The 19,454-nt window shown below is 58.9% G+C and carries 16 protein-coding genes; 8 read left to right on the top strand and 8 right to left on the bottom strand.

All coding sequences use genetic code 11. The features are described from left to right. Nucleotides 1–95: 95 nt before the first annotated feature. A complete protein-coding gene (locus HYZ49_04605) occupies nt 96–815 on the bottom strand; it encodes a thioredoxin domain-containing protein (GenBank protein ID MBI3241557.1) in 720 nt (239 codons plus the stop codon). 119 nt (nt 816–934) lie between these two features. Beyond that, nucleotides 935–1,747 (bottom strand): lysophospholipase, encoded by an 813-nt coding sequence (locus HYZ49_04600; protein ID MBI3241556.1) that lies wholly within the window; start codon nt 1,745–1,747, stop codon nt 935–937. A gap of 149 nt (nt 1,748–1,896) precedes the next feature. On the opposite strand from HYZ49_04600, the gene HYZ49_04595 reads away from it, so the two are divergent. The 4 genes from HYZ49_04595 to HYZ49_04580 all read left to right on the top strand — a co-directional run bounded on the left by HYZ49_04595 (nt 1,897) and on the right by HYZ49_04580 (nt 6,750). Next, nucleotides 1,897–2,322 (top strand): hypothetical protein, encoded by a 426-nt coding sequence (locus tag HYZ49_04595; protein ID MBI3241555.1) that lies wholly within the window; start codon nt 1,897–1,899, stop codon nt 2,320–2,322. Between the two features lie 108 nt (nt 2,323–2,430). Further along, on the top strand, nt 2,431–4,668 hold the full coding sequence (glgB, locus tag HYZ49_04590) for a 1,4-alpha-glucan branching protein GlgB (GenBank protein ID MBI3241554.1): 2,238 nt from the start codon (nt 2,431–2,433) through the stop codon (nt 4,666–4,668). Nucleotides 4,669–4,750: 82 nt separating this feature from the next. Then, entirely contained in the window at nt 4,751–4,984 is a 234-nt protein-coding gene (secG, locus tag HYZ49_04585) for a preprotein translocase subunit SecG (protein MBI3241553.1), read from the top strand. An 86-nt stretch (nt 4,985–5,070) separates the two neighbouring features. Continuing rightward, a complete protein-coding gene (locus HYZ49_04580) occupies nt 5,071–6,750 on the top strand; it encodes a peptide ABC transporter substrate-binding protein (protein ID MBI3241552.1) in 1,680 nt (559 codons plus the stop codon). Between the two features lie 164 nt (nt 6,751–6,914). On the opposite strand, the gene HYZ49_04575 is transcribed toward HYZ49_04580, so the two are convergent. The 6 genes from HYZ49_04575 to HYZ49_04550 all read right to left on the bottom strand — a co-directional run bounded on the left by HYZ49_04575 (nt 6,915) and on the right by HYZ49_04550 (nt 14,113). Then, on the bottom strand, nt 6,915–7,988 hold the full coding sequence (locus HYZ49_04575) for a HAMP domain-containing histidine kinase (GenBank protein ID MBI3241551.1): 1,074 nt from the start codon (nt 7,986–7,988) through the stop codon (nt 6,915–6,917). Between the two features lie 15 nt (nt 7,989–8,003). Beyond that, nucleotides 8,004–8,687, bottom strand: a complete 684-nt coding sequence (locus HYZ49_04570; protein ID MBI3241550.1) for a response regulator transcription factor — start codon at nt 8,685–8,687, stop codon at nt 8,004–8,006. 55 nt (nt 8,688–8,742) lie between these two features. Further along, nucleotides 8,743–9,708 (bottom strand): NAD(P)-dependent alcohol dehydrogenase, encoded by a 966-nt coding sequence (locus tag HYZ49_04565; GenBank protein ID MBI3241549.1) that lies wholly within the window; start codon nt 9,706–9,708, stop codon nt 8,743–8,745. Nucleotides 9,709–9,812: 104 nt separating this feature from the next. Continuing rightward, nucleotides 9,813–10,595, bottom strand: a complete 783-nt coding sequence (locus HYZ49_04560; GenBank protein ID MBI3241548.1) for an NAD(P)H-binding protein — start codon at nt 10,593–10,595, stop codon at nt 9,813–9,815. 48 nt (nt 10,596–10,643) lie between these two features. After that, nucleotides 10,644–11,594 carry an NAD-dependent epimerase/dehydratase family protein gene (locus HYZ49_04555; GenBank protein MBI3241547.1) on the bottom strand — a complete coding sequence of 317 codons (951 nt, stop codon included), beginning with the start codon at nt 11,592–11,594 and terminating at the stop codon, nt 10,644–10,646. Nucleotides 11,595–11,689: 95 nt separating this feature from the next. Beyond that, entirely contained in the window at nt 11,690–14,113 is a 2,424-nt protein-coding gene (locus tag HYZ49_04550; GenBank protein ID MBI3241546.1) for a transglycosylase SLT domain-containing protein, read from the bottom strand. Nucleotides 14,114–14,292: 179 nt separating this feature from the next. On the opposite strand from HYZ49_04550, the gene mtnA reads away from it, so the two are divergent. The 4 genes from mtnA to HYZ49_04530 all read left to right on the top strand — a co-directional run. Continuing rightward, nucleotides 14,293–15,336, top strand: a complete 1,044-nt coding sequence (gene mtnA, locus HYZ49_04545; protein MBI3241545.1) for an S-methyl-5-thioribose-1-phosphate isomerase — start codon at nt 14,293–14,295, stop codon at nt 15,334–15,336. 67 nt (nt 15,337–15,403) lie between these two features. Next, nucleotides 15,404–17,845, top strand: coding sequence for a glycosyltransferase family 39 protein (locus HYZ49_04540; GenBank protein MBI3241544.1), 2,442 nt, complete (start codon nt 15,404–15,406; stop codon nt 17,843–17,845). Next, entirely contained in the window at nt 17,835–18,623 is a 789-nt protein-coding gene (locus HYZ49_04535; protein ID MBI3241543.1) for an NTP transferase domain-containing protein, read from the top strand. The genes HYZ49_04540 and HYZ49_04535 overlap by 11 nt, the downstream gene beginning before the upstream one ends. Before the next feature lie 67 nt (nt 18,624–18,690). Further along, nucleotides 18,691–19,454, top strand: a 764-nt coding sequence (locus HYZ49_04530; protein MBI3241542.1) for an NAD-dependent epimerase/dehydratase family protein, incomplete at its 3' end; no start/stop codon positions are given.

The raw sequence follows: 19,454 nt of genomic DNA, 5'->3' as shown, positions 1-19,454 counted from the left end.
GACCTGACAGGTCTTGGCTTTATTCTCGATAGAGACCAGTAAACAGTGAGCGGCTGGTAACGCCGCTCCTGTTTACTGTTCACTGTTTTCCGGCGCTAGCCGCCCGCCGCCGCGAGCGCGGCGTCAATGGCTTGTTGGTAAACTGAGTAATCCTGAGCGCCGCTTAGCGGGACACTGCCAGGGATGATGATCGTCGGCGTTCCGGTGACGCCGTTCTGGCGGGCGGCGATTAAATCGGCGGCCACCACGTTCTGATATTTGCCCGAGTCGAAACAGGAATTGAATTTAGCTTTGTCGAGGCTGAGGTCAACGGCAAAGACCTTGAGGCGCCGGTCAATAAAATCGCCCACAGCCTCGCCCGTTTGATTGGTGTAGAGCATATCGTGAAAGGGCCAGAACCAGCCCTGCTCGGCGGCGCACTCGCTGGCTTCGGCGGCGCGCTGGGACTCGTTGCCGCCCTTGTTGCCGTCAATCACGATGAAATGACGGAAGTCGTACCTAACCTTGCCGGTGTAGACGTAGTCATTCAAGATGCGCGGTTCAATGTCTTGGGTGAAGCGGCGGCAGATCGGGCATTGAAAGTCTTCAAAGATTTGCAGAACGACTTTGGCGTCGGCGCTGCCGATGGCCGAGCCGTCGGCGTTGGGCGGGGGCGTAGATTCGACAGATTTGAAAGTGCCGATGGGCCGGAAGTTTTGGTAAGCCAGCCAGCCTACGATGGCGACGGCCACCACCACGATTCCGCCGATGATGTAGAGTTGTCGCTGCCGCGATTCGCGCTGTCGCCTTGCTCTGAGTTCTTGTCGCTTGGTCACAAGCTTCCTCCAAAAAAGTGATAGCCAGACACCGGGTGTCTGAGGTGATGAAATGATGCCGTGAGAAAAGGGAGCAGTCTAATGACGTTGCTCCGGTTTTTCACGGCCAATTGTCAGGTTCAACAGTGGCGGTTCAACCACTCGATCATGTCTTTGAACACGGTGGCTTGTTCCAGTTCATTATGAATCTCGTGGAACAGGCCGTCGTACATGCGGATGGTTTTATCGGCGACAGTGGCCCGTTCGTGGAATTGGCGGGTTCCACCGGGGCTGATGATAAGGTCGCCGCCGCCGTGCATAAGCAAGACCGGCAGGGTAAGTTCGGCGGCGTGGGCCAGCGCGTACTCGCCCGCGCCGACAATTTCGACAAACAGTCTGGCTGTGATTGTGCTATGCACCAGCTTGTCTTCGGCGTAGGCCTTGCTAATTGCCGGGTCGTGCGAAAGCGCGTTAACGTCGAGATTGGATTGCTGGGCAAAGGTCGGGATGAGGTTGGCCATGAGCCGCCCCAGGGCCAGTTGCAGGGCCGGCGGGTCGAAGGCCAGCTTGAGCCAGGCGCCGGTGGTGATGACTCCGCTCAGGCCGGAGGGGCGGCGCAGGGCGTAGTTGAGGGTAATGTTGCCGCCCATGCTGTGGCCGTAGACGAAAACTTTTTTGCCGGGCTGGTCGCTTTTGGCGTCGGCGATGACGGCTTCGAGATCGTCTAGCAGGGACTCGTAAGCCGGGGTGTGGCCGCGCGGCCCGCCCGACTGGCCGTGCCCGCGCAGGTCATAGGTGTAAAGCGAGTACCCGGCCTGGCTCAACGCTTTGCCAACATGCGGGTAGCGGCTGGAGTGTTCGCCGAAGCCGTGAGTGAGAACGACGATGGCCTTCGGGTCGGTTGCCTTCCAACTCTGGGTGAATAGGTTGATGCCGTCTTTGGTTTTGAGCATAAAACCTCCCTGATTGATGCCGCAATTATAGTCGTATTCCGTGTACAATTCGCAAGGTAAACACCAGGACACAAAGGCTCAAAGACACCCAGCTTCGCTAAGAAAACTTTGTAGCCTTGTGCCTTTGCGTTAATTTGTGGAGATATCGCATGAGCAAAACAGCATTGTTCGGCGGGCTGGTGGTGGACGAGCGCGATCAAAATGTGGAAACGACGACGGTCGGCGGCGAAGCATTTTATATAGTGGACGATGACGGCTTTCGGCGGCACGTGCCGGCTGAGGAGATTGACAAGGCTGTGCTCACCGAATTGCGCGACCAGATCATGGAAAACCGCGACGCGGTGACTCAGGGCGCTTTGCAAATGATGGGTTCCGATGATCTATTCAGCAAGGCCATGATCGACTCGTCGTTGAATAACATTGATTCTAACTTCGCCAAGCTGATGGATCAGGGTCTGCCGGAGCAGGCGCGGCAATGGCTGGGCATGTTGGGCTTCCGCATCGTTGTCAACTATCACGGCGAAGTGGTGCGGATGGACTCGCCGGGCGTGGCTGGAACGGATGAGGGCGAGTAATTGAAACTGAGGGGATGACCGGATGACAAGGTGGCAGGATTACAAGGCGGTTTGTGATTTGGTGTTCACCTTGTCACCCCTTCATCTTGTCATCCGGTCAGTAATTACATGACGACTCTATCTTCTGAAACCATCGCCGCCATTGCCGGCGGTTACCACGGCGCGCCGTTTGATGTGTTGGGCATCCATCTGGCCGACGACGGGCTGGCGGTGCGCACGTTCCAGCCGCAGGCCGGGCAAGTGTTGGTGTTGACGGATGATGGCGTCGAGCAGGCCATGGGCCGGCTGCACCCCGACGGATTTTTTGAAGCCGTCTTCCCCGGTCGAACCGATTTCTTTCATTACCGTTTGCGGGTGTTCCTCCCCGGCGGCGGCTCTCAAGACATTGAAGACTCGTACCGCTTTCCACCAGTGTTGAGCGAACAGGATTTATACCTGTTCAACGAAGGCAACCACTTCAAGCTTTACGAGAAGATGGGCGCGCAAATTACCGAAGTGGACGGCGTGCCCGGCGTGGCCTTTTCGGTGTGGGCGCCTACGGCTGAGCGCGTGAGCTTGGTAGGCAACTTCAACAATTGGGACGGGCGGCGGCATCCTATGAGGCCGCGCGGCGCGAGCGGCGTCTGGGAGTTGTTCATGCCCGGCTTCGGCGCCGGCGAGATTTACAAATACGAACTCAAAACGCGCTATCGGGGCCACGTAGTGAACAAGACCGACCCGTTCGGCTTTGCCTCGGAACTGCGCCCCAACACCGCCTCGGTCGTGGCCGACCTCCGCAATTTCGACTGGCGTGACGACGAATGGATGGCGAACCGCAAAGAGCGCCAGAGCCTCCAATCGCCCATCTCCATCTATGAAGTGCATCTTGGCACGTGGCGGCGCGGCGACGAGAATCGCTTTCTCACGTATCGCGAGCTGGCCGAGACACTCGTGCCTTATGCCAGAGAGCAGGGCTTCACTCACCTTGAGCTTTTGCCGATCACCGAGCATCCTTACGACGGATCGTGGGGCTACCAGACGACCGGCTACTTTGCCCCCACCTCGCGCTTCGGTTCCCCCGCCGACTTTGCCCATTTCGTGGACACCGCTCATCAGGCCGGGCTGGGCATCATCCTCGACTGGGTTCCGGCTCACTTTCCCAAAGACCAGCACGGCCTGGCCTTCTTCGACGGCACGCACCTTTACGAACACGCCGACCCGCGCCTGGGCGAACATCAGGACTGGGGAACGTTCATCTTCAATTTTGGCCGCAACGAAGTGCGCGAGTTTCTTTTTAATAGCGCCCTGTTCTGGCTCGACAAGTATCACCTCGACGGCCTGCGAGTGGACGCCGTGGCCTCGATGCTCTATCTCGATTATTCGCGCAAATCGGACGAGTGGATTCCCAACAAGTTCGGCGGGCGCGAAAATCTGGAGGCGGTGGACTTCCTCAAGCGCTTCAACGAACTTGTCCACGAGTCTTTCCCCGACGCGCTGACCTTTGCCGAAGAGTCCACCGCCTGGCCGATGGTGTCGCGCCCCACCTACCTCGGCGGCCTGGGCTTCGATCTCAAGTGGAACATGGGCTGGATGCACGACATGCTCAAATACATGGGCCAGGACCCGGTCTACCGCCGCTATCACCACAACAGCCTCACCTTCTCGTTGCTCTACGCCTTCACCGAAAACTTCATCCTGCCGCTCTCACACGACGAAGTGGTGCATGGCAAGCGCTCCCTACTTTCCAGAATGCCGGGCGACTCGTGGCAGAAGTTTGCCAACCTGCGAACGCTCTATGCTTACATGACGGCCCATCCGGGCAAAAAATTGCTCTTCATGGGCGGCGAGTTCGGCCAATGGATCGAATGGGCCGACGCCAAAGGCCTCGACTGGAACCTGCTCGACTACGAAACACATCGCGGCCTGCTGGCCTGTGTGCGCGACCTCAACCGCCTCTACGCCGCCCAGCCGGCCTTGCACGAGCAGGACTTCACCTGGGAAGGCTTCGAGTGGATTGACTTCCGCGACGTGGATCACAGCATCGTGTCGTTCGTGCGCCGGGCCAAAAATTTTGATGATCAGATCGTCGTCCTGGCGAACTTCACTCCGGTTCCCCGCCAGGGTTACCGGGTCGGCGTGCCCAAAGCCGGTTTCTACCGGGAGATTTTCAACAGCGACTCGACTTATTACGGTGGCAGTAACGTGGGCAACACCGGCGGCCTGCCCGCCGACGACTTGCCCTGGCAGGGGCAGGATCATTCCTTGCTGGTGACTCTGCCGCCGCTGGGCATGGTGTTTTTGAAGCGAGATGATGACGGGGTGGCAAAGGCGGCTGACGATTCGCCGGACTTTACCCATTTGAGTTGAACGAAAGAGCTGGGCAAGGCTCACCGGCATCATCGCTGTGCTATAATTTCGCCACTATCTGTTTAGCAAGGAGCAACTTACTGTGAGTCTCTACGTCAACATCGTGCAAATCATTCTCTCCATCGCCCTGATCACCGCCATCGTCTTGCAAAGCAAGGGCGCAGGTTTGGGCGGCCTCACCGGCGGCAGTGAAGGCGGCGGCGTCTTCCGCGCCCGGCGCGGCGTGGAGAAACTGCTGTTCAACATCACCATCGTTCTCGCCATCGCCTTCTTTGTGACAGCGGTGATCAACGTGGTTGTGACCAATCAGGGGTAATTGAACTGACAACGGCCGATTGACGACAGACGATGGACGCGAGACGAGAAACCGTCTGCCGTCCATCGTCTGTTGTCATTTAAATCATGCGTTACATTCGCACCCAGGCCATTCTGGCTCTTATCGGTTTAGCCGTTGTCGGCGGCCTGCTCTACACCCAGTCGCAGGGCCTGGTCACCACCGTCGTCCCGGCGCAAGGCGGCACGCTCACCGAAGCCGTCGTCGGCCAGCCCCGCCGCCTCAACCCGCTCTTTGATCGCAACAGTCCGGCTGACCGTGATCTGGATCGCCTTATCTTCAGCGGGCTGATGAAGTTCGACGCCGACGGTTTGCCCGTCCCGGATTTGGCCGAGTCGTGGGCAGTGAGCGCCGACGGCCTCACCTACACCTTTGTCCTGAAAGACGGCCTCACCTGGCACGACGGGGAACCCGTTACTCAACAGGATGTGTTGTTCACTATCGGCCTGCTTCAAGCCCCGGACTTTCCCGGGGCGGGTGATGTCGCCAGCCTGTGGCAAAAGGTGACGGTCTCCTCACCGGCCCGCAACACGGTTCGTTTCGTCCTGCCGGAGCCGTTCGCCCCGTTCATGGATTACGTCACCGTCGGCCTCCTGCCGGAACATTTGCTTCGCGGCGTCTCGGCCAGTAGTTTGCTCAATCACGCCTTTAACTTTCAGCCGGTCGGCGCCGGCCCGATGAAGCTGGTCAGCCTCGACCGGCAGAACAGTTCCATCACCAGTGTTGTGCTGGAGCCGAGCCCGCGCTACCCCGGCAAGGCGCCTTACCTCAGCCAGCTTCGGTTTCGCTTTTACCCAACCGCCCAGGCCGCCTACGAGGCATATCTGGCCGGCGAGGTGCAAACCCTGAGCGACTTCACGCCGGAGACCTTCGCCGCCGCGTTGAAGAACCCGCAACTCGAAATATTCAGCAGTCGTTTGCCGGAATATAGTTTGATCTTTTTGAACCAGAAGAATGAAACGGTGAGCTTCTTTCAGGAGAAGCGCGTGCGGCAGGCGTTGCTCGCCGGGTTGAACCGCCAACTTATGGTGGACACGATTCTGCAAGGGCAGGCCTTCGTCGCGGCCGGCCCCATCCTGCCCGGAACGTGGGCCTACAACGACAATTTGATTCCGGTGAAGTTCGACCCTGCACACGCGGCCCAACTGCTCAACGACGCCGGCTGGGCGCTCCCGCCCGAAGCCGCCCCCGGCTCACCCGACTATGTGCGAAGCAAGAGCGGCAAGCAGTTAATCTTCTCGCTTCTTGTCCCGCCCGATGCAACTCACAGCGCGGTTGCCGGCATGGCTGTGAAAGAGTGGGCCGATCTAGGCGTAAAAGTGACGATTGAGCCACTGCCGCCGGATGACATCAAGACGGCGCTGACCAACCGCACCTTTCAGGCCGCGCTCGTGGACTTAAGTTTCGCCGCCACCCCCGACCCCGACCCGTATCCGTTCTGGCACCAGACGCAGATCGAATCCGGTCAGAACTTCAGTGGCTACGACAACCGCGATATGAGCGAAATTCTGGAGCAGGCCCGCACCATTCCATCTTACAAGGATCGGGCCAAGTTCTACCGCGCCTTCCAGTCCAAGTTCGCCGACCAGACTCCGGCCCTCATGCTCTACTATCCCATCTTCAACTACGCTGTAGACAGGAAAGTGAGCGGCGTCCAACTCGGCCCACTGGTGGATCGCAGCGACCGCTTCAATAGTTTGGCGAACTGGTACATTGTGACCCGGCGGGTGATTGAGGAAGCGCCGTAGCAAATCTCAGACCCTTCGGGTTTCTAAAACCCGAAGGGTCTCAGTTTTAACACCAGGGCACAAAGCCTCGAAGCTACGAAGATTACCCTCATCGGTTTTAATTTCCCTTGCTCAATGAGTTCGCAGAAGAAATCCAATTGTAAGTTAACGCTCAACGGCAGGCGTCAGGCGTTTGGCGTAATCGCTCCATGAGGTAATTCGATAGTGAACGTTGTGCCTTTGCCCGGCAAGCCGTCACTTTGCACATCAATTGTCCCGTTTTGCGCATGGACGAGTTGTTTTGTGATTGCTAAACCAAGCCCAGTATGCATTCTCTCAGTACGAGATTTGTCTCCGCGCCAGAAGCGATCGAAGATGAACGGAAGATCATCGGATGCGATTCCTGCGCCCGTATCTTTGACCACAATTCGCACGCTTCTTTCTTCGTTTGAACCTGATCCTGTTTCAATGGAAATTGTCCCGCCCTCGGGCGTATGACGTAAGGCATTGGATATCAGATTGGATAGAACTTGATTGAGCCTGTCGTAATCGGCTGTGAGTTTTTGATTCGGGTCGGCGATATTTGTATTCAGGTCAATGTTTTGGGAAGCGGCCTGGGGTGAAAAACTCGAAGCGAGATCGTTCACAAGGTCAGCGAGCAGGAAGCGGGTGGGGTGAAGCGGGAGTTGTCCCGTTTCGGCAAAGGAGAGGGTCTGCAGGTCGTTGACGAGGCGGGTGAGTAGTCGGGTCTCGTCCAGGGTGTTGTTGATGTGATCGGGCGTCGGTTGATAGACTCCGTCCACGATGCCTTCGAGGTTGCCCTGTATGACGTGTAACGGCGTGCGGAGTTCGTGGGCGATGTCGGCGGTAAGATTGCGGCGTTGCTGTTCGGCGCGTTCGAGTTCGCGGACCATTTTGTTGAAGCGCTTGATGAGATCGCTGAACATGTCGGAGTTGTTTTCGGGCACGCGCGCGGACAGGTCGCCTGCTTCCACTGCGTTGATGGTTTTGAAGAGTTGTTCGAGCGGACGACCAAACCGCATATATAAATTGAAAAGGACGAAGACGACGAGCGTCACAAAAACGACCGGTCCACCGCACAGCAGGAGCCAACTGGATTTTGCCGTGGAGGATTGGGTAAAGACCTCAAATAGAAGCGCGGAAAATCCGCCCACGAAACAAACGAGGATGAGAAAGAAGATGAGTAAGTAAGCAAAAAAGCGGATTGCGCGGCGGGGGCGGTTGGATGGGGTGGTCATAAGGGATGATAAAGATTAAGCGCCGGGTTCGTTGAAGCGATAGCCAATGCCGTAAACGGTTTCGATCACGGAGTCGCCAGTAGCATTTTCCAGTTTTTTTCTGAGGTTTTTGATGTGCGAGTCTACGCTCCGATCCATGCTGGATACAGTTCCATGAAGATCGTCAAGTAGTTGTTCGCGGGTGAATGTTTGACCGGGGCGTCCGGCGAGCAGGTAAAGCAATTTGAATTCGTTCGGCGTGAGTTTGATCGGCTTGCCGTTGAAGGCTACGGAATATTTTTCCGAGTCAATTTCAAGCCCGCCGGCGCGAACGATGCTCGGCGCTTTGACTTCACCGCGCGTTCTGCGGAGGAGCGCCCTCACACGCGCCACCAATGCGCGGACGGAGAATGGCTTGGTGATGTAATCGTCCGCGCCGATTTCAAGACCTGTCACCTGGTCAATCTCCTCAGATAAGGCTGTGAGCATGATGATCGGCACGTCGCTTTCGCGGCGCAGGATGCGGCAGACTTCGCGCCCGTCAATGTGGGGGAGCATGAGGTCGAGGATGACGAGGTCGGGTTTTTCGCGGCGGGCAGTTGTCAGGGCAGATTGACCGTCTGCGGCGGTGACGACGCGGAATCCGCTTTTCTCCAGATAGTCACGGGCGAGGCGGGCGACTTTGGGTTCATCGTCAACAACAAGGATGAGCGGCGGCATGGGAGGAGTATAAAGGATGAATGAAGAAAGTGGAAAGAATTCTCCTTCTTTTCGATTATCGCATCGTGACGACGATCTTGCCTTTGGCGTGACCAGTGCCGAGGTGGCGCATGGCTTCGGAGATATTCTCAAGTGGGTAGGTTTTTTCCACGACCGGTTTGACCTGTCCGCGCTCGAACATGTTGTTCAAGAGCAGGAAGTCTTCACGTTTGAAACTTGCCACGAAGAAAATCACCTTCTGGCTTGCGCCAAGGGAAGCCAGGCGGGCTTTGATGATAAAGCCCAGCGGACCGATCACACGGTTGCCCTTCGGCGCACCCACGATGACGTAATGGGCATTTGGGTTCAGCACGCGCTTGATTTCGCGCCACGGACGGCTTCCGGCGATGTCGAGCAGGATGTCGTAGCGTTTGCCGGTGCGGGTGAAATCTTCCTTGGTGTAGTCGGTGACATGGTCTGCACCCAGCGAACGGATCATATCTACATTGCGCGTGCTACAAACCGCGGTCACTTCGGCGTCGAGCGCTTTGGCGATCTGCACCGCGAACGTGCCTACGCCGCCGGAGGCGCCGTTGATCAACACCTTTTGCCTGGGTTGCAATTGCCCATGATCGCGCAGTCCCTGCAGGGCCGTGATCGCCGCCACAGGGACAGCCGCTGCCTGCTCGAACGTAATGTTGGCAGGCTTGGGAATGATGATATTGCGAGCGCATACATATTCCGCGAATGCCCCGCTCCGCGCGCCGAAGACTTCATCTCCCGGCTTGACCTGTGTCACATCTCTGCCAACGGCTTCCACAACCCCGGCATAATCCACGCCGAGTCTTGTGTCTTTGGGTTTGAGTAGTCCGTTACCGATGCGGGCGAGGAACAAGCCCGTCATGCCATACCACTCTGCCGGGTTCACCGATGAGGCGTGGACTTTAACGAGGACCTCGTCATCCTTGGGGGTTGGTTTTTCAACTTCCTCAATCTTCAAAACTTCGGGCGGGCCATACGATCTGTAGATAGCAGCTTTCATTGATTACTCCTTGGCAAGTTTTTCTAAGCTTATCAATCCGTTGTGGAAGAAATGTGGAGAAGCCCGTCAGGATTTGTGGAGGTTATTCCGCCCAACGGTCGGCATTAGTTGCGTTTGTATTTTCGCCGCAGCCACTCGGCCCAGGTGATGTTGCCGTCGCGCTGATCGGGGCAGGTGTTGTAGCCGTTGCGGAATGCGTGCGCAAACCCGCCCGGCAGCGGGAAGCGAATCAGTTTGCAGTGCCTGCCCTGCGCCGCAAACCAAGCGGGCAACAGTTCACCCACCGTCCACACTTCCGGGCCGCCCATGTCGGGGAGCAGGCCGGAAGGTTTCTCGGCCACAAGCTGGCACAGGCGGTCGGCTACCTCGCCGGTATCAATCGGTTGATATTTGAAATCGGTGAAGGCAAATGAGAGTGGCAGGTTCCTGAGCGGTTGAAAGAAGCCATCAAGCAAACTGTGAAATTGGGTAGCGCGCAAGATGGTGTAAGGGACACCGCCCCCGCGAACGACGGCTTCCCCGGCCACTTTCGCTTCATAATATGGAAATGGGATGCGCTCGATGCCGACGATGGAGACGTGGATGAAGTGAGCGACTCCGGCTTCGCGAGCCTTCTCCAACAGTCGGCGAGTTCCGTCTACATCCACCTGCTTTGTGCGTTTGCCGGGGCTGGTGGCGGTGTGGATGATCGTCTCCACGCCAGAGACGGCTGAACCGAGGCCGTCGCCGGTTTCAATATCAGCCTGCGCCCACTCAATTTCAGACGTGAGATTGACAGGCCGGGGGCGGCGGCTCATCACTCGCGCCGTGTGCCCGGCTTTTTGCAGTTGCGGCGTCAGCTCCCGGCCCAAGACGCCCGCGCCGCCGGTGACCAGGATGTGAGGCATGATGCTCCTCCCAGGCATTGTAGAGCGATTTGCCCGCTTCGCGTCGCTCTACTTTTTCGCTGCCCGCCACTCGTTCGACCAGGCCACCGCTTTGTGGATGCCGTCGCGCAGGGTGGTCGTCGGGCTGTAGCCGAGCAGGGCGCGGGCTTTGCCGATGTTGGCGACGTAATGGGTGACTTCGCCGACGCGGGCCGGTTGCACGGTGATGTCGGGCTTGACGCCCAACGCCTCGCCGATGTATTCGGCCATGTTGATCAGGCTGTTGCCCTGGCCGTAGGCCAGGTTGATGGTGTGATTGGCCTCTTTGCCGCTTACCAGCAATTCAATGCCTTTGGCGATGCCGTCAATGCAGTCGTCAACGTAAGTGAAGTCGAGCACCTTCTCTTTGCCATAAACCGTGATTGGCTCGCCCCGGCCAATTTTGCGAACGAAGAGCGGGATGACGCGCTCCATGCGTTCGATGTCGTTGTCGTAGCGGCCATAGACGTTGCTGAAGCGGAAGACGAGGTAGCGCAGGTTGTAGCACTGGGCGTAAGAGTAGATCAAGGCTTCGCCCGCGATCTTGCTGGCCGAGTACGGGCTTTCGGTGTAGGCAAAGTCGGCGTAGGACTCTTCGGTGATGTAACGGTGGATGTCGCCGTACACTTCGCGGGAACTGCTGAAGAGGATGGGCAGGTGGTTGTGACGGCAAAACTCCAGCACGTTGAAGGTCATGGTGATGTTTTCCAGCGCCCGGTCGGGTTGCTCCACCAGCTCGTGAACTTTGGCGTGGGCGGCCAGGTGGACGACGAGATCAAGGTCGGGCGGGTACTCGACGTGGCCGATACCGCCTTTAAAATCGCGATAAGGCGAGCTGAGGTCTTGCAGGAGCGTCGAGATTTTATCCGTCCAGGTGTTGGGCCGCTTGTCAATGCCGAAGACAAAGTGGCCTTCGCTCAGCAAACGCAGAGCAAGGTTGGTGCCGATCTGGCCGCTTGAGCCGGTGATCAAGATTCGCATAGTTTGCTTTGGCAACGGATTTTGTAGCAGATGTAACGGATGAAGGGCGTGCCAGAATCCGTTACATCTATTATCTCATCCGTTGCCAGTCTCTTTTATTTTCCGTACAACCCCCGATAAATTTCATAGAACTCATAGATCGCCCGGACGTACCGGCGCGGTTCGTCGAGGCGGACGACTTCGACAAACAGGTCGGGGTCGTCGCCGCTCAGGCCCTGCCAGATTTCGGCGTTGCCCGGCCCGGCGTTGTAAGCCGCCAGCGCGGCGTACATGTCGCCGTTGAAATATTGCCGCTGGTAGTCAAGATAAAATGCGCCGAACTCCAGGCTGATGTAAGGGCGATAAAGGTCGCTGTTCTGGTAGCCGGGCCAGTTGAGTTGATGGGCCACCCACTCGCCGGTGGAAGGGATGATTTGCATGAGGCCCTGAGCCGCCGCCGACGAAGTGACGCCGCCTTCAAACAAACTCTCCTGCCGAACCACAGCGTATAACAAGAGCGGATCAACGTTGTAGTCGCTGGCGGCTTTAGTGATCAGATCGGCATAGTAGGGGCCGAAACGAAGGTGGGTGAAGAAAGCAGGGGCGGAAAAAGAGTCGGCTAAACCGATGGCGTCCACGCTGGCGCGGGCGGCGCGGATCGCCTGAGCGTAAGCGCCAAGATCGCGCAAAGCTAATGCCATCTTATACAACGAGAGCGCATCACTGGCGTAAGCCGCTCGTAATTCATTAAACTCAACTTTGGCTTCGGCGGTGAGGCCGAGCGCCCACAACTCGCGCGCGCGCGCCCAGCGACCATCGGCGGCGGCAGGCCCGACCATCGCGCCCAGGTTGTCGTTGGCGATGCCCAGCTTTTCGGCCAGCCATTGTTCGGCAATGGCGCGCTCACCGGCCACATCAAAACTAAAGTCGTAACCTTGCGTGGGCGAGAAGGGCGCGAGGCCGTCTTTGAGTTCGGCGGCGCGGAGCGAGTAATAGCCGCCGGGGTCGGCGGCCAGGGCCTGATCGAAAGCCGCCTGAGCGGCGGCGCTGTCGCCGCGAAGGCGTTGCGTCTTGGCCGCCCACATCCACGCCGCCGCGCGCCGTTCAACCGTTGCCAGCGAGTGGTTGGCCGCGATCTCAAACTGCTCGACCGCCGAGTTGTAACTGCCTTCGCGATAAAGAGCCAGGCCGGCCAGGAACGCGCCTTCAGGCGCTTGCGGCGAGTTTGGATAATTGGCGTTGAGGCTCGACCAGATCGAAACGGCGCGATCCAGATCACGCCCGCGCTCGGCGATGCGGCCCGCCTGAAAGAGCGCTTCGGGGACAGCGCCGTTCGCGGGGGCAACTTCGGCGAACTTGAGAAGCGTGGCGGTCGCACCGGCATAATCGTCGCCCCAGGCCCACTGCGTGAAGGCCTTCTGAGTCCAGGCCTCGACCCACAAATCGCTGTCGGGGTAGCCGTCAATCACGTCCTGAAAGCGTTGAATGGCGCTGAAGGTGCTGCCGCGCGCGCGGTGGGTGAGGGCGGCGTAGTAATAAACACGCGCGTCCGGCGAGTCGGTGCTGGCGAAGTAGCGGTCGAAGGCGGCCAGGGCGGCCTCGTAGGACTCGGCATGGTAGTTGACGATGCCTCGTTGAAGTTCGTCCACCGGCACGCCCGCGTCAACCAGCGCGATCAGCGATTGATAAGCGTCGAACGTCTGGGGGTAGTTGTCAACGGCGTGCTGAAAAAACGTGTAGGCAGTTTCAGTATTGCCAAGTTGCAGGTTAAGCCGCCCGCGCAAAATGTCCATGCGGGCCAGTGTTAGCGTTGAATCGGCGGACACGGAGTTGGCGACCAGATCATAAAGCGCCAGCGCGCCGACCAGGTCGCCCTGCGCTTGCAGAGCCTCGGCTTTCCTTTCCACCAGATCGTTCAGCCCACCAGCGCGCTCGGCCAGGATGGCTTGCTCGTAAGCATTGGCGGCTGGAACATAGTCGCCCGATTCCAGATAACAACGGCCAATGCGCTCCCACACGTACGAGTCGATCACGCCAGGCCTGAGCGCCAGATACTGCCCATAATTTTGAATCGCAACGTTCCACGTGCCCTGCGCCTGGGCAATTGCGCCGAGTTGAAAATAGGCCTCCGGGATTCGGGGATCAGTTGGGTAAGCCTGAAGGAAGAGGGTGAAGTCGCCGTTGGCGGCGTCGAGATCGCCGGCCTGCAAGTGAGCGGTGGCAATGCCAAAGCGGGCGACGGCGGCAATGTCCGTCCCCGGTTGCTGATCGAGCGCGGTTTGATAGAGGGCGATGGCCGAGTCCCAGTCGCCGTTGAACAGTTGATGATCGCCTTCCTGGACTCGGACAATGGGCTGAGGCGTCGGGGTCGGAGTCGGCGTGTCCGTCGCGGTGGCGGTCGGGGTAGCCGTCTCTGTAAAAGTGGCTGTTGCCGTAGCCGATTCGATCAAGCCCGTCAGCGGCGGCAACGAGCAAGCGAGCAGGGCGAAGAAGCCGAAGAGGGCGGGCAGAAGGTAGTGAGGGCGAAAACTCTTTGACAACACAAGACCCGTATGTTACCATGACTGCCGAGTTCGGCACTCGCTCCGCTCGCTCTCGCATTTTCGAGGGCGTTTTTTTATGTACCCGGTTGGACACAAAGGCACCAGGACTCGAAGACACCAAGAAAACTTTGTGGCTTTGCGCCTTCGTGCCTTTGTGTTAAAACAGAGCCAAGACTATGAGAACCGTTGACTGGCAAAACGACGCCGTGCAAATGATTGACCAGCGCATCCTGCCGGGGCGCTTTGAAGTGATCACGTATGACGACTACCGCGAGATCGCCAAAGCCATCACCGACATGGTCGTGCGCGGCGCGCCAGCCATTGGCGCCGCCGGCGGCTTTGGCATGGCCCTGGCCGCCCGGCAAAGCCCGGCGCGAGACCGCGACAGCCTGCTCATTGATTTAGCGCAAGCCAAAGAAGTGCTGGACGCCGCCCGGCCCACCGCCGTCAACTTGGCCTGGGCAACATCGCGGATGCTCGACCTGGCCCGCCGCCTGGTTCTACCGAACACCGACGACATTCGCTCGTCGCTGTTGGTTGAGGCCAAACGCATTGCCGACGAAGATGTAGAGGTCAACAAGCGTATGGCAATGCACGGCGCGACTCTGATCAACGACGGCGACACCGTGCTCCACCACTGCAACACCGGCGCGCTGGCGACGGTGGACTACGGCACGGCGCTCGGCGCCATCCGCATGGCTCACGAACTCGGCAAACACATTCACGTTCTGGTGGACGAGACCCGCCCGCGCTTGCAGGGCGCGCGCCTCACCGCCTGGGAACTCAAGAACCTTAACATCCCGTTCGACCTGATCGCCGACAACGCCGCCGGTTACTTCATGTACTCCGGCCAGGTCAAAGCCGTGTTTGTCGGCGCGGATCGGGTGGCGGCCAACGGCGACGCGGCCAACAAGATCGGCACCTACAAGCTGGCAGTGGTCGCCAAAGAGAACAACGTCCCATTTTACGTCGTCGCCCCCACGTCCACCGTTGACCTTTCCTTGCCCGACGGCGGCCATATTCCAATCGAAGAACGCTCGATGACCGAAGTGCTGAATTTGGAAATCGGCGGCGAACCCGTTGCGCCCGAAGGCATCACCGCCCGCAACCCGGCCTTCGACGTGACGCCCCATCGCTACATCACCGCCATCGTCACCGAGAACGGGGTGGTGAGGCCGCCTTACGTTGAAGGGTTGAGAAAAGCGGTGGAGGGAAAGTGAAGCGACAAACGACAAAGGTCAAGGCTCCTTTTTCGTTTGACGCTTGATGCGGGCAACATTGGCTGGATTGAACACATACACGAAATGGCTTGCGGCCATTGCCATCCTGCTCATCGCGGCATGGTTGCGCGTGGCCGATCTGGCAACCCTGCCGCCGGGCCTGAGCGACGACGAGGCCATCAGCACCCTCGACGCCTTTCACCTGACGCAATCCGGGCGCTTCCCGTTTTACGAAGACTTTGGCCGGCCAGAGCCGTTGTATATTTTCATGGAAGCTGGCGGGGCATTGCTGTTTGGCTCCAGCATCTTTGCTTTTCGCCTGAGCACCGTGTTGGTTGGAATTTTGACCGTTGCCGCAACCTTTTGGGCGACGCGCCAGTGCCTGATTGATTTGCCACAAGACGCGCGTTGGATCGCCGGGCTGGCCGCCTCGGCTTCGTTGGCTGTGGCTCTGGGCCACATCGCCCTCTCGCGTAGTTTGTATCGCGCCATCCCGCAAGCGTTTTTTATGTTGCTCTTCGTCGGCTTCCTGTTGCGTGGTTCGCGAACGGGCAAGCGGCTGGATGCTTTGTGGGCCGGGCTGAGTCTGGGCGGCGCGCTCTACAGTTACACCGCCGCCGTGCCCGTGCCGGCGACGCTTGCGCCATTTGCCTTGAGCCTGCTGGCGTTCAAATCAAAACAGTGGAAGACCTGGCTGCCGGCGCTGGTCATCATCACTGTCGTCGTTGCTCTGCTGTTGGCCCCGCTCGTGCCGCTTCTGCTCGCCGAGCCATCACGAGTGATAGGCCGCGCCGCCGAAGTGAGCGAGAGCGGCGGCTCGGCGGGCGGTTTTGTGAGCCGGGCCTTGCAGGCCACCGCCGGCTTTGGCAAATATTTTTGGCGGCTGTATTTTGGCAAGGGCGATGGCAACCCGCAGTACAATGTTGCCCTGACGCCGGTTCTGCCCGTCCTCTTCAATGCCGTCTTTTTGTTGGGGCTGGCGGCGTTGGTCGTTCGCTTTCGTCACGCTTCGTCGTGGCTCATCGCGGCGCTTTTGTTTTTGGTCACTCTGCCGGTGACCATGTCCAACGAAATTCCGCACGGCTTGCGCATCGTCGGCGTGTTTGCCGTCTTTCCGCTGGTCGTGGGCGCAGGAGTCGGGTGGGGGCTAACGTGGCGGCTTCCCCGGCTGAAAGAACTGGCGTTGACGGCGTTGGCGGTGATCACATTGACGAACGTGATCGTGACTCGTCAAACATATATTCGTTATTGGCAGAACCCTGGCACGATCCCGATGTTCGGGCGCGACATGCAACTTGGCGAGTGGTTCTTCCGAACCGACCGGCGCGAGTTTTCCGAATGGCTGGCGGCGCAGAGCGGGCCACTACTGGTTCCGCTCGACGAGTTGAGCCAGCAAACGACGCGGGCCTGGCTGATGACGGCTTACCCGAACGTGGCGACGGCGGACACTACTTTTGCAATTCCGTCGGAGGCCAGGGTAGTGATTTCGTGGGCGCTGGAGTCGGGGGATTATCGTCGCTCGACGCGGAACTTTGGCTTGTTACAAAACGGGACGATCACGGTTCTGCCGCCGTTCACGGCGGCGACTCACTCGGCACTCATCGCCAGCCTTGATGAGGCCCAAGCCGTCAACCGCCGGAACGGCGAGCCGATGGCGAAAGTGCTGGCTGTGGAGGCGTCCCAAATTGAATTTGAGACTCCGGCCCGGCAGGGCGGCCTGACTTCGTTCGGGAACGGCGTGCATGTGGTGAACTGGAGTGGGCCGACAACTTTGGCCGGCGATGTTGAGCAGAGCGTGACTTACACCGTGAACTGGGTGACGGATATGCCTCAGTCGCACGACTATCGCTCGTTCATCGGCTTGCTCACGCCGGACTTTGAGCGCGTGGCCGGCGCGGACGTGGAAGTATGGCGCTGGCTGTTTCCAACCTGGGCCTGGCAAGCGCATGAAGTTGTGCCGTTTCCATATACACTTAATGTGCCAGCCGGGTTGGCGCCGGGGCCGTACCAGCTTGTGGTGGGCCTGAACGGGCAGACGAATCAAATTGGCTGGGTGAAAGTGCCTCAGCCTTCCATGCCAGATGAAGATGCTGGGCAAGTCAGGCCGAAGGCTGTGATCGGTGAAGCTTTCAAGTTGTACGGCGCGAGCGCGTCAATGTTGCCCGACGGGCAGATCAGACTGTCGCTGTTTTGGCAATCATTGGTTGAACAGCCGGAGTTGGACGCGACAATTTTTGTTCACGTTCAGAATGAGAAGAATGATCTGGTGGCCGGGCAGGATGCGCGCCCCGATGGCTACCCGACCTTTATCTGGAGTCGGGGCGAGCGGGTGCAGACTGATTACACGCTCAACTTATCGGGCGTTTCGCTGGACGAACTGAAAGTGTCTGTTGGAATGTATACCCTCCCCAGCCTGACCCGTTTGCCGGTTTCGCAGAATGGAGAGATGGTAGCCGATGCCCGCGTGGCGCTGGGGCCGTTGACTGAATTGATGACTGATGGCAAATGAAACTTTACCGGTGATTTTGCTCGTGGGCGGGCTGGGCACGCGCATGGGGCCGGAGGCCGAAGGGCGGCCAAAGGCTTTGGTGGAAGTGGGCGGGCGGCCCATTGTGTGGCACATCATGAAGCTTTTTGCTCACTACGGCCATGCTCACTTCGTCTTCCCGCTTGGCTATCGCGGCGACTGGTTCCGCCGCTACTTCTTGGATTATGAAGCGCTGACTCACGACCTGACTTTTACTCTCGGCCAGCCGGATCAGCGAAAGTATCATCGCGCCAATCAAGAGGCCGCGTGGCAGTTGACGATGTTTGATGCCGGTGTGCCAACGAACAAAGGGGCGAGGGTGCGGCTGGCTGGAGAACGAATCGCCGCCGAGCGCTTCTTTGTAACTTACGGCGACGGCATTGGCGATGTGGACATTAACGCTTTGCTGGCCTTCCATCGTTCGCACGGCAAGCTGGCGACGCTCACCGGCTATCAGCCCTATTCGCAATATGGCGTCCTCGACGTGAACGATAATCAGATTACAGCTTTGCGCGAGAAGCCGCGCCTGGCCAACTGGGTGAACGCCGGTTTCTTCGTTTTCGAACGCGCCGCATTGGACTACATGCAGGGCGGCGAGGATGTTGACCTGGAAAAAGAGTCGCTGGCCCGGCTGGCCGCCGACGGGCAGTTGATGATGCACCGCCACGCCGGTTTCTGGGCTTCAATGGACACTTTCAAAGAGGCGCAAACCCTGAATGATTTCTGGGATCGGGGCGCGCCGTGGAAAGTCTGGAAATGAAAAATGACAAATGCCGGATGACCCAATTTGTCATTTGCCATTCGTCATTTGTCATTTTGAGGGAGCAATGACTGATTTGAATTTCTGGCGAGATCGCCGGGTGTTGGTCACCGGTTGCACCGGGGTGCTGGGGTCGTGGCTTACGGCCCGGCTAGTGGAGGCGGGCGCGGACGTGGCCGGCCTGATCCGTGACTGGGTTCCGCAAAGCCAACTGGTTCGTTCCGGCACGATGGAGCGCATCAAGGTGGTGCGCGGCTCGGTGACGGACGAAGAGGTCGTGAATCGAATCTTTGCCGAGTACGAAATCCAGACTTGTTTCCACCTGGCGGCATTGACAGTAGTGGGGGTCGCCAACCGCGCCCCGGTTCCCACGTTTGAGGCGAACATTCGCGGCACGTGGCTCCTGCTCGAAGCGGCCCGGCAGTGGGGCAAACTTGAGCAGTTTGTGTTGGCCTCCAGCGACAAGGCTTACGGCTCACATGACGTCCTGCCTTACACCGAAACCGCGCCGCTTCAGGGCAAACACCCTTACGACGTTTCCAAGTCGTGCGCCGATCTCATCGCCCAGACTTACGCGCACTCCTTCAAAATGCCTGTGGCCGTCACTCGCTGTGCCAACATGTACGGCGGCGGCGACCTGAACTGGAACCGCATCGTGCCGGGCACGATCCGCTCGGTGCTGTTGAACGAGCGGCCCATCGTGCGCTCGGACGGCACAATGAAGCGCGATTACGTGTACGTCAAAGACATTGCGTCGGCCTACCTGACTCTGGCCGAAGCCATGCGCGACGGCGCGCACACCGGCGGCACGTTCAACTTCGGCGTGGACTC

It is taken from the genome of Chloroflexota bacterium, assembly GCA_016197225.1.
In the GTDB taxonomy this organism is placed as follows: domain Bacteria; phylum Chloroflexota; class Anaerolineae; order Anaerolineales; family VGOW01; genus VGOW01.
This window is presented reverse-complemented; position numbering and strand designations above follow the sequence as displayed.

Bases quoted from the DNA above. Each gene is read 5' to 3' on its own strand.
- HYZ49_04600 (MBI3241556.1), bottom strand. From the start codon at position 1,747: ATGCTCAAAACCAAAGACGGCATCAACCTATTCACCCAGAGTTGGAAG.
- HYZ49_04595 (MBI3241555.1), top strand. From the start codon at position 1,897: ATGAGCAAAACAGCATTGTTCGGCGGGCTGGTGGTGGACGAGCGCGAT.
- glgB (MBI3241554.1), top strand. From the start codon at position 2,431: ATGACGACTCTATCTTCTGAAACCATCGCCGCCATTGCCGGCGGTTAC.
- HYZ49_04580 (MBI3241552.1), top strand. From the start codon at position 5,071: ATGCGTTACATTCGCACCCAGGCCATTCTGGCTCTTATCGGTTTAGCC.
- HYZ49_04575 (MBI3241551.1), bottom strand. From the start codon at position 7,988: ATGACCACCCCATCCAACCGCCCCCGCCGCGCAATCCGCTTTTTTGCT.
- HYZ49_04570 (MBI3241550.1), bottom strand. From the start codon at position 8,687: ATGCCGCCGCTCATCCTTGTTGTTGACGATGAACCCAAAGTCGCCCGC.
- HYZ49_04565 (MBI3241549.1), bottom strand. From the start codon at position 9,708: ATGAAAGCTGCTATCTACAGATCGTATGGCCCGCCCGAAGTTTTGAAG.
- HYZ49_04560 (MBI3241548.1), bottom strand. From the start codon at position 10,595: ATGCCTCACATCCTGGTCACCGGCGGCGCGGGCGTCTTGGGCCGGGAG.
- HYZ49_04555 (MBI3241547.1), bottom strand. From the start codon at position 11,594: ATGCGAATCTTGATCACCGGCTCAAGCGGCCAGATCGGCACCAACCTT.
- mtnA (MBI3241545.1), top strand. From the start codon at position 14,293: ATGAGAACCGTTGACTGGCAAAACGACGCCGTGCAAATGATTGACCAG.
- HYZ49_04535 (MBI3241543.1), top strand. From the start codon at position 17,835: ATGGCAAATGAAACTTTACCGGTGATTTTGCTCGTGGGCGGGCTGGGC.